Below are 12,669 nucleotides of genomic sequence, written 5' to 3'. Positions count from 1 at the left end.
ACAACGCCAATTCTTGAAGTTCTACCTGAGTATATAAGCAGCAAGAATTTATTTGGAATCTATCCAAGATATATTCCCATCCCGACGGTAATAAACTACATTCATGCGATTAGTATGACTATTTTGAAACATTAAAGCAGGAAGGTTCTCAAGATCCATTTTCATCACTGCTCCACTTACTGATAGAGTTAATATTTCTACAGATTTTTCTGCTATAATTACAGGATTATCATATGCTGCCACATTATCTTCGTCTTCATGTTCATATTGATTGGGTGTTATAGTATATTTAACTGCTTTAGATGTTACTTCGGATATTTTAACTCTATCATGACGATCCTTGAGCTTAGATTTATACTTTCTAAGCTGCTTTTCAAGCCTAGCAAGAGCAATATCAAACGCTGAATATATGTCATCTGAAGCAGCGTTACCTTTCAATATCATATGTCTGCCTGTACCATCATTCACGACAATATCACAAACTAGTTGAAATCCTTGTTTAGAAAAATGCACGTTTGCACTAATTATTACATCACAAAAATACTTTTCTGACACCTGCATAGTACGGTTTCTTACATAATCTTGCAAAGAATTCCCAATAGAAATATGTTGACCTGATACTGATATTTGCATTAAATCCTCTTTAATTTAGTTAAGTCAAATATTATATATACTGCTCGTAAATGAAGAGTTGGTAGACGAAGGTCAACTTCAAGAAGAGCTAGGAGTGTCAAAGTCGAGCAGCGGAGCGTACATTAGTACGTGAGCAGCGGAGATCTTTAGACACGACAACGCCAATTCTTGAAGTTCACCGAGTATATAATAGAAAAGAGCTAGCATATACCCAACTACCTATCTATACAACTAATGCATAATCATGTGAATTTCAAGCCATTATTTTGAAATTTTCATAATGGCTTGATAATTGTGGCTTGATAATTGCGTTAAATAGAATGTAAGCTTATATATACTTACTTTAAATTGCTTTTTTAAAATCTTGTTCAGTTAAAAAGCGATTATTTGACCGTAATTTTACCTAAATTGTAACATTTTATGGCACCGTCAAGTTAAGAGAAATGTAAATTAAGTATTGAGCAAATGTAGGGAATAATTTATAGATTATCAGTGATAATTGTTACCTAAATTTCAGTGCTATGTGTATTATTCAATCCCCAAAGAGACATCGTTTTCCAGTAAGCATTATTAGCCATGCAGTATGGTTATATCATCGATTCAATAATAGTTACAGAGATGTACAAGAACAGATGGCCTATCGAGGTATTATTTTAAGTCATGAGACAGTAAGATTTTGGTGCAATAAATTTGCGGTTTATTTTCAAGATGTTATCAGAAAGCGAGAGAGGAAACCAACTGATAAATGGCATTTAGATGAGATGAATATTAAGATTAAAGGCGAGGTATTTATATTATGGAGAGCTGTTGACTCTGAGGGGCATGAATTAGAAGTATTACTGCAGAAGCGTCGTAATAAAAAATCAGCTATTCGTTTTTTATCAAAATTATTGGGTCATTATCCAGCTCCAAGAGTAATTGTTACTGATAAGCTCAGAAGTTACATTAAGCCGATTAAGCTTATGTGCCCTAAAACTGAGCATCGCACTCATAAAAGACTAAATAATCGTGTTGAGAATGCTCATCAACCAACTAGGCGCAACGAGAAGATATTAATTAAATTTAAGCATCCTAATTCAGCCCACTGTAAATTATCACTGATGGGAAAAGTCAGAAATATATTTGCCGTAAATGTTGGAAGATATAGTAAAACAGCAATTGAGCAAAGAATTGCATTTGCATCAGCTAAATCCATTTTGGACGAAGCCACTCAAAGACTTCTTGCTGCCTGAAATCTAAAAATATAGCTCTTTTTGATACTATTTTACTTAACTTGACGGTGGCCTTATGGTGTATATGAAGATATCGTTACTATGGCTTGTTACGCTTGGAATCAACTTGCTCATAATGTAGATTTAGTAAAATCAATTATGTATAGAGATTGGATAAATACACCGTGTTAATTATTGCAATTGGTATTAATTGTAAATAGAAAAAATATTAATGCCATTGACTCATTTTTACTTAGTGCATAACTTTTATCGTGTATAATCAAATTAATTAATCAATGATAAAATTCAGACTATAATAGAAAACCATCCATATCATAAATAGGCTATGCTTGATGAGAAGTAATATTTGTATAATCCTCCTACCAGTTGTTTTTATGTTATTATCAGCATTTTTGAATCTAGACTTTAACAAAAATAATAAGGAATTTATTAGTTTATTGAAAGATACAAAAATTACTGTTGTTGCTCCTGCCTCAGGGGTAAGCAGTGAATTATTATCTAATTTAAAAAATATTACTTCATTGAAACTAGATATTCCAAATAGTTGCTTTGGAGGAAAAAGCTTATTTCATTCTACCGACAATAGAACAAGGTTATCGTGTTTAGAAAACGCGTTACTGGATCAATCAAATGATGTAATATGGACACTTCGTGGGGGATATGGTTCAGCAAAATTGATTCCTGATTTACAACGCATGAAAAAACCTATAAAGGAAAAGTTTTTTATAGGGTTTAGTGATATGACTGCTTTACATATTTTCTTTTCTCAAGAATGGGGATGGAAGACAATTCATGGTAACGGAATCATTGAAATATTTAATCCAACAAGAGATCATCAGAATTTTATAAAAATAGCAAAAATAATTTCTGGTAAAGAAACTCTAGCTAAAATTAAAGGGTTATCAGCAATCAACCATGCTGCAAAATCTAGCAAAATTGTTACAGGTAATCTTACTGGCGGTAATCTAACCATTGTACAAACATCTATAGGTACATCATGGCAAATAAAAACAGGAGATAAGATTCTTTTTTTGGAAGATGTTGACATAAAACCATATCAGCTAGATCGCATTTTATATCATTTAAAACAAGCAAGGCTGCTAGATCATGTAAATGCTATAATATTTGGGACTTGTGGAGGTGATGGTAAGAGTATCATTACTGTTCTTACTGATTTTGCAGCAACCTTAAAAATTCCAGTATTTAAGACTAATAGGTTTGGTCACGAGCAAATTAATGATCCAATTATTTACAATACTAGTACAAAAATTATTCCTTCTAATGATAACCAGTTCGAATTAATAATGAAATGCTATTAAGAATAATTCTAAGTTAACCCAAGAAGGTTTTAGCCTATAGTCAATTGAAGAGAATTGAGTAGCAGGAGCGATGGAGCGACACCTATATGTAATAGGCGAAGGATCGAAGACGACGTTACCAAATTTTCCTCAATTCACTATAGCTAACATCAAAGTTTTTGCAGCCTGTATGCCAGAATTTTTACAATCTTTTGGTTTAGAAATGTCGCTATGAAAAACTATTTTACTCCCGTCAAAATCAGAAAGCATAAACTCTGTATGAATATCATTACCTATATATGTTGAATAAGCAGCTATAGGAGTTTTACAATTTGCATCTAAATATTCCACAAATGCCCTTCCAGCTTGCATTAGCTCCCATGTTTCAAGATGGTTAATTTTATTACATATTTCTTGCATTTTATTATCATTTTTTCTTATCTCTACCGCTATAACTCCCTGACCTACAGATGGTAACATCTCTTTTGTCTCTATTAAGTGGCAATATTGTGTATTAAATAGTCCTAATCTTTTTAAACCACTATAAGCTAAAATGGTTGCATCAACATCACCTTGCATTAATTTTTTTATTCTTGAATCAACATTTCCTCTAAAAGTAACAATTTTTAAATCAAGTCTTTTTCTTTGTATTAGGATTTTTCTACGAACTGAAGATGTACCTACCTTACTAGCAAAAGGCAGTTCTTCTATTGATTTATAATCTAAGCAGACAAATACATCTCGTGCATCTTCTCTCTCAAGTACAGCACATATCATCAATTCTGACGGTAGTTTGCAAGGTATGTCTTTTAAGGAATGTACAGCTAAGTCAATTTCGCCATTTATAAGAGCATTTTCTATTTCTTTTAAAAATAAAGCTTTGCCACCTATATCATACAGATTTTTATCCTTAATCAAATCACCAGAGGTAATTATTGGAACTATTTCATAAATTATGTTTGGATAATGAATTTTAATTTGGTCTACTACTAAATTTGTCTGTATTAAAGCCAAAGGACTTCTTCTTGTACCTATTTTTATTACTTTCTTCATAGCAATTATCTTTTATCTAAATTTTATAAAAATAGATAAATATTATTTAATAACAAAAACACGTTTTTGTTGAATAAGTTTATGGCACACTTCAAGTAACTTACGCATACAAGCAACTATCGCAACTTTCTTAGGTTTAAAATTATTAACAAGCCTATCATATAAAATTTTTAAATATTGGAAACCATTCTTACCAGCTAATACTGCCATGTATAAAGTATCTCTAGGTATTTTCCTGCCTCCTCGAATAAATCTTTGTCCTTGCTTATTACCACTATCACAAGCATATGGAGCTATACCAACAATTGATGACAATTCATTGCTACTATAATTTCTATCTCCTAATTCAGGTACAAAACTAATTAGTTTTGTACCTAAACATTTACCAATACCAGGTACAGTCTCTAATATTTTTACCTTCTCTTTTAACTCTTCTGATTCATCTATTGTTTTGTTTAACTTTTTATCAAGCTCAGCTATTTCATTTTGTAAAAATTTAATGTGTTTTTCTATACTCTCTTTATCAATACCATCAATGCTATGATGTAGTCTTTTCTTTTCATTGCTAAGCATTAATACTAAATCTTCTCGTCTTTGTTGACATCTCTTCAAAGTCTCTGATTCAACTTGATATATATAATTCTCTGAAAGCTGCATCTTATCCGCATAATATGCTAATTTAAATGCATCCTTCCTATCAGTTTTACACAAATTCACCGATTTACTAAAAGAATTAAAACTATATGTATTGACCTTATGTATTTATTGGTTATTATTATCCAGCTTTTGACAAATCTCAGCTTCGTATCCTCCAGTAGGTTCACATATTATTAGCTTAATCTCTTGCTCTTTTGCTAATTTAATCATCTCTTCATGACCAGCTGCATCATTGGCAAAACGATGATATTTAGGTTTATCTCTTGTATTATATACACATATATCAAGCCAGTTTTTATACCAATTGCAATAATTAACACGGTGTATTTATCCAATCTCTATACATAATTGATTTTACTAAATCTACATTATGAGCAAGTTGATTCCAAGCGTAACAAGCCATAGTAACGATATCTTCATATACACCATAACATTGGTTAGACAAGAAATGATTTTTAATCCATTCCCAAACTTGTTCCATTGCATTAAGTTCCGGTGCATAGGGCGGAAGCGGTATCAAAGTGATATTGCTTGGCACAGTTAGTTTTTTGGCTGTGTGCCAACCTGCATTATCCGTTAGTAAAGCTATATGTCGGTTGCCTTGAATACTGCGAGAAAGCTCTTCTAAGAATTTATTCATTGCCTGTGTGTTTGCATATGGTAAAATTAATGCACAAGCTTCTCCTGTCTCATGGCAAGCAGCTCCGTAAATATATGTTGAAATAAATTGCTGTTGCCGAACTTTACGGGGTCTAGTGCCACGCTTAGCCCATATACGAGTTAAGCTACCTTGTTGCCCAACTCTAGTTTCATCCTGAGACCATATATCAACTTTACATCTATCGATATTTTTTGCTAATAATTTTGTTAACATGTCTGGAAAGTTTTTTTATATCTATTTTGAGTCTCTTGATTTGATTTTGGATGCATTGAACGAGAAGTAATCCAGCTCTAAAACCAAGGCGGTGCATAGTATTGTAGACTGTTTTTAAAGCACATTTAGCACCATATTCCTCAAGTAACATGATATGTAGCTCTTTTCCAGTTATATACCCACCAGTTTTACTTTCACTGAGCGTATTGATTTTATCAAAAATAGCAGACTCTTGTATACTGTTAATCTTCCTAGGGGCAGCGCTTCTTTGTGATTCAAATAATCCTTCAAAACCATGATTCCTAAATCTTCTGAGCCATGATTGCACAGTTTTCCAGTGTGACTTCACTATTTTAGATATGGCTTTAAAAGATTTGCCTAATTGAAGGTGATACATCGACAATAAACGTATACGATTTCGACCATGCGGCTCATGTTTCATCATTTTTATAAAATCATGACCTTCAAAACCTTGCGGTAATATTAACCTAGCTATTTGAGTACCTATTTATCAGTTAAAAACCCATTTTATAACACCGTGTTAATTATTACAATTAGTATTACTTACGTCTAGACCTATTATTTTATTCATGATATAATCTCCTTCTTCTTATTGTGCAAGGCTGCTCTTTTTAAGACCACCTTCTGCAATTTGTTCAAGGTAAACTACCAAAAAGAGGGTACTTATTCTCTTAGCGACTATTTTAGTCAAGGTCTATTCAAGTCACCCTCTTTAATTACTTATAACACATTTGTAAGATATAAGAACCTAGCTATTTTCTCAAATGCAGATCTTTTTATTACTGTTAATCTACAAAACTCATTATCTCCAAAATCTTGTAATTACATATATTCTATTGATAAAGATTATTTTTATCATCATGATCATTTATTTTAGGTTACATAAGAGGGCTAATATAGAAATTACTTCTATGTCCTATTTTTGCTATTCATAACATTGTTTAGTTATGCCTGTAATCTGTAAGTACTTCATCAATAACACGCCATGATTTTGTGAATTCTGCAGTATTTGTACCCGGGAGGTCTGCTGCGATAATTAAGGCCTTCCATAATGTCCATGCACGACCGCGAGTCCAAGTGCCGGCGTCTAATGGAAGCATTGTCCGAAAGATTTCCCGACTTCTTCCTTGAAATAACGTCCAAGTAATCGCCAAATCACAGGCTGGGTCGCCGATCCCTAGCCCTCCAAAATCAATGACAGCACTCAACTTTCCTCCTTGTACTAGGTTCTGTTGACAAAAATTATAACGTAACCATATTAAAGTTCCAACGAAATTTAGAAAAGCTAAGAAAGTGGCTGGAGCCTTATCAAATCTAGAAAATATACGCCTAAAATGTTTGATTTTACCAAATCAGCACTCAATTAAATATCGTTCCTTATAAGTATGTTTATCATATTCACGTTGTACTTTACGGTTAGATTTTGGTGGTATAACAATCTCACACCCCTTATTTTCTAAACTTTCTACAAATGCACTACTATCGTATCCTTTATCGGCTATCACAGTCGTATTCTGAACATCTTGAGTAAGATTTCCCGCTTGAGTTATAGCCGAGTAGAAATCATAGCTCTTACCATCCTTTAATTAATAAAGTTTCATTGCTATGATAGCCCTCACAGAACCGTGCTTGTGGTTTTCCCACACACGGCTCTTCAATATAGCTATTCTGCTTTGAAGTAGTACCATATAAAGAAAACTTTATTTTTGGCATTGGTAGCGGATTCCACTGCAAATAGTTTTTAAACCATTTATAGCTTACTTTTCTACTACCTCTTCGGTTTATCCACTTATGTACCATTTGTACAGTTCTATAGTAAAACTTAGAGATCGATTGAAAATTACCGCTAATACCAACATAATTATAATGTCCTGTTAGTTTTGATTTTAGTGTTGGCCACCATTCTTTCAAAGCTATTTGCGATCTTATTGACTTTAACCATTCTTGAGTTTCTTTTAGTTTTCTTGCAAAGCTACTCTTCATTGTCTTATGACCCATTACAAAGTATCCTTGCCTACTTTTTCCACAATAGTGAGTAAAACCAAGAAAGTTAAATGTCTCCACTTTCTCTTTCCTTTTACTTGCTAGTTGCCAAGGTCGTCTACCAAACTTAACCTTCCTTGTTTTCTCTTCTGATATGCTTAATCCCAAACCTTTTAGCCTCTCTTGTAGTAAGTTTAAAAATTCTTCTGCATCTTTAGCACTTTCACAACACACCACATAATCATCACAGTATCTTATTAACTCAACATAGCCTTTAGCTTTTGACTTAAAGACTTTCTCAAACCATAGATCTAAGACATAATGTAAGTAAATATTTGCAAGTATTGGACTTGCTACTGAGCCTTGCAGTATACCTTGATCACTGCTACTAACAACACCATCCTTAGTTGCTCCAGCTTTTAAAAGTCTTCTTATTAGCCACATAAAATTCTTGTCTAATATTCTTTTAAATCCTCCCATATACCTTTGTCAACCCATCTCTTAAATCTGCGATAAATACTGTACCAACAACCATAATCATCAGCTAGAAGACGCCATTGGCAACCTGTCCTAACAATAAACCATATTGCTTCAATAAAATGTCTCATTTTTTCTTCATTCTTGTTGTGTATACCATTTCTTTCCTTAAAAAAATGATAACATTACTTCCCATGCTTGTTCTTCTATGTAATACTTCATATTGGTAGTTCCTTTTTTTGATAACTAGCAACTACCATTTCTTCTTACTATGGCAACTTTTTATTCCTCTTGCCTAACTATAATTTTTGTCAACAGAACCTAGTAATACCAGCATTATTCACTAGGACACTTACTGGATGACCAAATTCATTTTCAAGTTCCTTTATTGACCTAAAACATTCAGCATAATTTGCTGTATTCCATTGCTTAGTTTTAATAGAATAATTTTCATTAAAATCTTTAGCAGCTTGGTAATCACTATAAAAATTTGCTACAACGGTAAAGCTTATATCCCTTAATGCTATAGTAATAGCCTTGCCTATCCCCCTTGTTCCCCCTGTAACTACTGCTAACTTTGACATAATATCTATAACTCGTCTACAGCTTCAACAGATTCTACCTCGGGGATAAAATGTTTAAGCATTGATTCAATACCATTCTTTAAAGTAATAGCCGAACTAGGACAACCTTGGCAAGCTCCACGAAGTTCTAATTTTACCACTCCATTTTCAAATCCTAGATATATTATATCACCTCCATCCATGGCAACCGAAGGACGTACACGTGTTTCAATAATTTCTACAATCTGTTGTTCGATTTCAGACATCTCGTCAGAATTATTTATGGCAGATTGACCATTTTCTCCATCAAAAGCAGTAAAACCAGCAGTAAAATGATCCATAATAATCATCAAAATTTCAGGTTTTAAAACTAGCCAATCACTTTCTTCTTCTTTAGTAACGGTAATAAAATCACTACCAAAAAATACAGATTTTACGTTATTTATACTAAATAATTGAACTACTAACCTGCTTTTACCTTTTGCCTCATCAAGATTACTAAAATGAACCGGTCCATTAGGGCTAACAGGTATGTTAGGGAAAAATTTTATCGCATTAGGATTAGGAGTAATTTCAGTTTGAATAAACATATACTTTTTCCTCAATAAAAAGAATTATCTTGATAAAAATGAATGGTACCCGCGGCCAGACTTGAACTGGCAAGGGTTTGCACCCCACGGATTTTAAGTCCGTTATGTCTACCATTCCATCACGCGGGCAAGGTCAGGTTATTTTAGACTCTATGAAGATTGCACAGACTAATAAAAAAAACGTTAAAAAGCAAGTATTTTTACTATAAAACCTCATTTCTTCTTGATTTTCATCGAGTATATAGCTAAACCGGAAAGGTTTCAGCCAAAAAACCGTCATTGCTAGGAGGCGATGAAATCGCCGACGTGGCAATCTAGAATACGCGAAACGTTACTCTAAAAAAACAGCTTTGCTGTTTACCTAGATCGCCACGGCATCTAAAGAGCCTTGCTTGACGATTATAGAAAAATGTAGGGTACTATGCCTTTTGTTACAGAATATATCATATATTTATTCTTGACTAAGCTTTTCCAAACAAATTTTTTCAGTAATTTTTTGAGCACCGTCAAGTTAAGTAAAATAGTATCAAAAAGAGCTATATTTTGAGATTGCAGGCAGCAAGAAGTCTTTGAGTGGCTTCGTCCAAAATGGATTTAGCTGATGCAAATGCAATTCTTTGCTCAATTGCTGTTTTACTATATCTTCCAACATTTACGGCAAATATATTTCTGACTTTTCCCATCAGTGATAATTTACAGTGGGCTGAATTAGGATGCTTAAATTTAATTAATATCTTCTCGTTGCGCCTAGTTGGTTGATGAGCATTCTCAACACGATTATTTAGTCTTTTATGAGTGCGATGCTCAGTTTTAGGGCACATAAGCTGAATCGGCTTAATGTAACTTCTGAGCTTATCAGTAACAATTACTCTTGGAGCTGGATAATGACACAATCATTTTGATAAAAAACGAATAGCTGATTTTTTGTTACGACGCTTCTGCAGTAATACTTCTAATTCATGCCCCTCAGAGTCAACAGCTCTCCATAATATCAATACCTCGACTTGAATCTTAATATTCATCTCATCTAAATGCCATTTATCAGTTGGTTTCCTCTCTCGCTTTCTGATAACATCTTGAAAATAAACCGCAAATTTATTGCACCAAAATCTTACTGTCTCATGACTTAAAATAATACCTCGATAGGCCATCTGTTCTTGTACATCTCTGTAACTATTATTGAATCGATGATATAACCATACTGCATGGCTAATAATGCTTACTGGAAAACGATGTCTCTTTGGGGATTGAATAATACACATAGCACTGAAATTTAGGTAACAATTGTTACTGATAATCTATAAATTATTCCCTACATTTGCTCAATACTTAATTTACATTTCTCTTAACTTGACGGTGCCCTTTTTGATACTATTTTACTTAACTTGACGGTGCCATCGCCAATATGAAATTGCTCGTTTAATTAAAGTGTATGAGGAAGCAGACGATCAATTTACTGATACCGCTACAACGCTGATAACTCTAGCATCTGAAGCCTATGAAACTTTTAAAGGTTCTGAAAGCCCTCAAAAACGCAAAATGATAAATTTCGTATTTCAGAACCTTAAACGTCAGGAGCAAAAAACTTGAGACCTCTCTACGTTTCCCTTTCGATATTTTTAAAAAAACGATGACTTGTACCACAGTGGCGGATAGGGTGGGATTCGAACCCACGGTACGGTTGCCCACACGCTAGTTTTCAAGACTAGATCCTTAAACCACTCGGACACCTATCCAAAGTAATACATATCAGATAGATTAAAAAAATTCAAGTATAAATGTTTATAATACCAATTATAATAATTAACATGGTGTATTTATCCAGGTTTTGAAGGATTATTTGAATCACAAAGAAGCGGTACCCCTAGGAAGATTAACACTATACAAGAATCTGCTCTTTTTGATAAAATCAATACGCTCAGTAAAAGTAAAACTGGTGGGTATATAACTGGAAAAGAGCTACATATCATGTTACTTGAGGAATATGGTGCTAAATGTGCTTTAAAAACAGTCTACAAGGCACCGTCAAGTTAAGAGAAATGTAAATTAAGTATTGAGCAAATGTAGGGAATAATTTATAGATTATCAGTAACAATTGTTACCTAAATTTCAGTGCTATGTGTATTATTCAATCCCCAAAGAGACATCGTTTTCCAGTAATCATTATTAGCCATGCAGTATGGTTATATCATCGATTCAATAATAGTTACAGAGATGTACAAGAACAGATGGCCTATCGAGGTATTATTTTAAGTCATGAGACAGTAAGATTTTGGTGCAATAAATTTGCGGTTTATTTTCAAGATGTTATCAGAAAGCGAGAGAGAAAACCAACTGATAAATGGCATTTAGATGAGATGAATATTAAGATTAAAGGCGAGGTATTTATATTATGGAGAGCTGTTGACTCTGAGGGGCATGAATTAGAAGTATTACTGCAGAAGGCACCGTCAAGTTAAGAGAAATGTAAATTAAGTATTGAGCAAATGTAGGGAATAATTTATAGATTATCAGTGACAATTGTTACCTAAATTTCAGTGCTATGTGTATTATTCAATCCCCAAAGAGACATCGTTTTCCAGTAAGCATTATTAGCTATGCAGTATGGTTATATCATCGATTCAATAATAGTTACAGAGATGTACAAGAACAGATGGCCTATCGAGGTATTATTTTAAGTCATGAGACAGTAAGATTTTGGTGCAATAAATTTGCGGTTTATTTTCAAGATGTTATCAGAAAGCGAGAGAGGAAACCAACTGATAAATGGCATTTAGATGAGATGAATATTAAGATTAAAGGCGAGGTATTGATATTATGGAGAGCTGTTGACTCTGAGGGGCATGAATTAGAAGTATTACTGCAGAAGCGTCGTAATAAAAAATCAGCTATTCGTTTTTTATCAAAATTATTGGGTCATTATCCAGCTCCAAGAGTAATTGTTACTGATAAGCTCAGAAGTTACATTAAGCCGATTAAGCTTATGTGCCCTAAATGAGCATCGCACTCATAAAAGACTAAATAATCGTGTTGAGAATGCTCATCAACCAACTAGGCGCAACGAGAAGATATTAATTAAATTTAAGCATCCTAATTCAGCCCACTGTAAATTATCACTGATGGGAAAAGTCAGAAATATATTTGCCGTAAATGTTGGAAGATATAGTAAAACAGCAATTGAGCAAAGAATTGCATTTGCATCAGCTAAATCCATTTGGGACGAAGCCACTCAAAGACTTCTTGCTGCCTGAAATCTAAAAATATAGCTCTTTTTGATACTATTTTACT

At 33.3% G+C, this 12,669-nt stretch carries 16 protein-coding genes, 2 tRNA genes and 1 pseudogene; 5 read left to right on the top strand and 14 right to left on the bottom strand.

Translation table 11 applies throughout. The features are described from left to right. Positions 1 to 48: 48 nt before the first annotated feature. Positions 49 to 633: a ribosome hibernation-promoting factor, HPF/YfiA family gene (gene hpf / locus ACFE3K_RS01350; RefSeq protein WP_341747248.1), complete on the bottom strand. Its 585-nt coding sequence runs from the start codon at positions 631 to 633 to the stop codon at positions 49 to 51. Positions 634 to 1,154: 521 nt separating this feature from the next. On the opposite strand from hpf, the gene ACFE3K_RS01345 reads away from it, so the two are divergent. Beyond that, entirely contained in the window at positions 1,155 to 1,865 is a 711-nt protein-coding gene (locus ACFE3K_RS01345) for an IS6 family transposase (RefSeq protein WP_375359061.1), read from the top strand. A 332-nt stretch (positions 1,866 to 2,197) separates the two neighbouring features. Then, a complete protein-coding gene (locus tag ACFE3K_RS01340; RefSeq protein WP_375359060.1) occupies positions 2,198 to 3,184 on the top strand; it encodes an LD-carboxypeptidase in 987 nt (328 codons plus the stop codon). Between the two features lie 129 nt (positions 3,185 to 3,313). On the opposite strand, the gene hemC is transcribed toward ACFE3K_RS01340, so the two are convergent. From hemC to ACFE3K_RS01275, 13 genes and pseudogenes are all read right to left on the bottom strand, one after another. Next, positions 3,314 to 4,216: a hydroxymethylbilane synthase gene (gene hemC / locus ACFE3K_RS01335; protein ID WP_375359059.1), complete on the bottom strand. Its 903-nt coding sequence runs from the start codon at positions 4,214 to 4,216 to the stop codon at positions 3,314 to 3,316. Between the two features lie 42 nt (positions 4,217 to 4,258). After that, positions 4,259 to 4,927 carry a transposase gene (locus ACFE3K_RS01330; protein ID WP_375359058.1) on the bottom strand — a complete coding sequence of 223 codons (669 nt, stop codon included), beginning with the start codon at positions 4,925 to 4,927 and terminating at the stop codon, positions 4,259 to 4,261. Positions 4,928 to 5,186: 259 nt separating this feature from the next. Continuing rightward, positions 5,187 to 5,747 (bottom strand): IS630 family transposase, encoded by a 561-nt coding sequence (locus tag ACFE3K_RS01325; RefSeq protein WP_375358342.1) that lies wholly within the window; start codon positions 5,745 to 5,747, stop codon positions 5,187 to 5,189. Continuing rightward, the gene (locus ACFE3K_RS01320; protein ID WP_375359057.1) at positions 5,713 to 6,192 is read right to left on the bottom strand and encodes a helix-turn-helix domain-containing protein; all 480 of its coding nucleotides are present in this window, start codon (positions 6,190 to 6,192) and stop codon (positions 5,713 to 5,715) included. Before ACFE3K_RS01320 ends, ACFE3K_RS01325 begins: the two co-directional genes overlap by 35 nt. A gap of 517 nt (positions 6,193 to 6,709) precedes the next feature. Next, a complete protein-coding gene (locus tag ACFE3K_RS01315) occupies positions 6,710 to 6,976 on the bottom strand; it encodes a phosphotransferase (RefSeq protein WP_375359056.1) in 267 nt (88 codons plus the stop codon). 144 nt (positions 6,977 to 7,120) lie between these two features. After that, a complete protein-coding gene (locus ACFE3K_RS01310; protein ID WP_375359443.1) occupies positions 7,121 to 7,318 on the bottom strand; it encodes a transposase in 198 nt (65 codons plus the stop codon). Positions 7,319 to 7,340: 22 nt separating this feature from the next. Then, positions 7,341 to 8,231, bottom strand: a complete 891-nt coding sequence (locus ACFE3K_RS01305; protein ID WP_375359055.1) for a reverse transcriptase domain-containing protein — start codon at positions 8,229 to 8,231, stop codon at positions 7,341 to 7,343. Then, positions 8,207 to 8,359 (bottom strand): transposase, encoded by a 153-nt coding sequence (locus tag ACFE3K_RS01300; protein WP_375359054.1) that lies wholly within the window; start codon positions 8,357 to 8,359, stop codon positions 8,207 to 8,209. The genes ACFE3K_RS01305 and ACFE3K_RS01300 overlap by 25 nt, the downstream gene beginning before the upstream one ends. Positions 8,360 to 8,539: 180 nt before the next feature. Next, on the bottom strand, positions 8,540 to 8,812 hold the full coding sequence (locus tag ACFE3K_RS01295; RefSeq protein WP_375359053.1) for an SDR family NAD(P)-dependent oxidoreductase: 273 nt from the start codon (positions 8,810 to 8,812) through the stop codon (positions 8,540 to 8,542). A gap of 5 nt (positions 8,813 to 8,817) precedes the next feature. Next, the gene (locus ACFE3K_RS01290) at positions 8,818 to 9,381 is read right to left on the bottom strand and encodes a NifU family protein (protein WP_375359052.1); all 564 of its coding nucleotides are present in this window, start codon (positions 9,379 to 9,381) and stop codon (positions 8,818 to 8,820) included. A 43-nt stretch (positions 9,382 to 9,424) separates the two neighbouring features. Then, positions 9,425 to 9,510 (bottom strand) — tRNA-Leu (locus ACFE3K_RS01285). A gap of 407 nt (positions 9,511 to 9,917) precedes the next feature. After that, positions 9,918 to 10,643: pseudogene (locus tag ACFE3K_RS01280) on the bottom strand (IS6 family transposase). 384 nt (positions 10,644 to 11,027) lie between these two features. Continuing rightward, positions 11,028 to 11,117 (bottom strand) — tRNA-Ser (locus ACFE3K_RS01275). A 381-nt stretch (positions 11,118 to 11,498) separates the two neighbouring features. Between ACFE3K_RS01275 and ACFE3K_RS01270 the strand changes: the two genes are divergently transcribed. The 3 genes from ACFE3K_RS01270 to ACFE3K_RS01260 all read left to right on the top strand — a co-directional run bounded on the left by ACFE3K_RS01270 (position 11,499) and on the right by ACFE3K_RS01260 (position 12,632). Next, positions 11,499 to 11,840: a transposase gene (locus ACFE3K_RS01270; RefSeq protein ID WP_375359051.1), complete on the top strand. Its 342-nt coding sequence runs from the start codon at positions 11,499 to 11,501 to the stop codon at positions 11,838 to 11,840. 83 nt (positions 11,841 to 11,923) lie between these two features. Beyond that, positions 11,924 to 12,379 (top strand): IS6 family transposase, encoded by a 456-nt coding sequence (locus tag ACFE3K_RS01265; protein WP_375359050.1) that lies wholly within the window; start codon positions 11,924 to 11,926, stop codon positions 12,377 to 12,379. Further along, positions 12,321 to 12,632: a hypothetical protein gene (locus tag ACFE3K_RS01260; protein WP_375359049.1), complete on the top strand. Its 312-nt coding sequence runs from the start codon at positions 12,321 to 12,323 to the stop codon at positions 12,630 to 12,632. The genes ACFE3K_RS01265 and ACFE3K_RS01260 overlap by 59 nt, the downstream gene beginning before the upstream one ends. Positions 12,633 to 12,669 lie beyond the last annotated feature (37 nt).

Origin of the sequence: Candidatus Tisiphia endosymbiont of Neophilaenus lineatus (assembly GCF_964264975.1) — a bacterium.
GTDB lineage: Bacteria > Pseudomonadota > Alphaproteobacteria > Rickettsiales > Rickettsiaceae > Tisiphia.
This window is presented reverse-complemented; position numbering and strand designations above follow the sequence as displayed.

Excerpts from the sequence above, each read along its gene's own strand:
- ACFE3K_RS01340 (WP_375359060.1), top strand. The coding sequence starts at position 2,198 with ATGAGAAGTAATATTTGTATAATCCTCCTACCAGTTGTTTTTATGTTA.
- ACFE3K_RS01270 (WP_375359051.1), top strand. The coding sequence starts at position 11,499 with ATGTGTATTATTCAATCCCCAAAGAGACATCGTTTTCCAGTAATCATT.
- ACFE3K_RS01345 (WP_375359061.1), top strand. The coding sequence starts at position 1,155 with ATGTGTATTATTCAATCCCCAAAGAGACATCGTTTTCCAGTAAGCATT.
- hemC (WP_375359059.1), bottom strand. The coding sequence starts at position 4,216 with ATGAAGAAAGTAATAAAAATAGGTACAAGAAGAAGTCCTTTGGCTTTA.
- ACFE3K_RS01295 (WP_375359053.1), bottom strand. The coding sequence starts at position 8,812 with ATGTCAAAGTTAGCAGTAGTTACAGGGGGAACAAGGGGGATAGGCAAG.
- ACFE3K_RS01305 (WP_375359055.1), bottom strand. The coding sequence starts at position 8,231 with ATGGGAGGATTTAAAAGAATATTAGACAAGAATTTTATGTGGCTAATA.
- hpf (WP_341747248.1), bottom strand. The coding sequence starts at position 633 with ATGCAAATATCAGTATCAGGTCAACATATTTCTATTGGGAATTCTTTG.
- ACFE3K_RS01300 (WP_375359054.1), bottom strand. The coding sequence starts at position 8,359 with ATGAGACATTTTATTGAAGCAATATGGTTTATTGTTAGGACAGGTTGC.
- ACFE3K_RS01290 (WP_375359052.1), bottom strand. The coding sequence starts at position 9,381 with ATGTTTATTCAAACTGAAATTACTCCTAATCCTAATGCGATAAAATTT.
- ACFE3K_RS01320 (WP_375359057.1), bottom strand. The coding sequence starts at position 6,192 with ATGATGAAACATGAGCCGCATGGTCGAAATCGTATACGTTTATTGTCG.
- ACFE3K_RS01265 (WP_375359050.1), top strand. The coding sequence starts at position 11,924 with ATGTGTATTATTCAATCCCCAAAGAGACATCGTTTTCCAGTAAGCATT.
- ACFE3K_RS01325 (WP_375358342.1), bottom strand. The coding sequence starts at position 5,747 with ATGTTAACAAAATTATTAGCAAAAAATATCGATAGATGTAAAGTTGAT.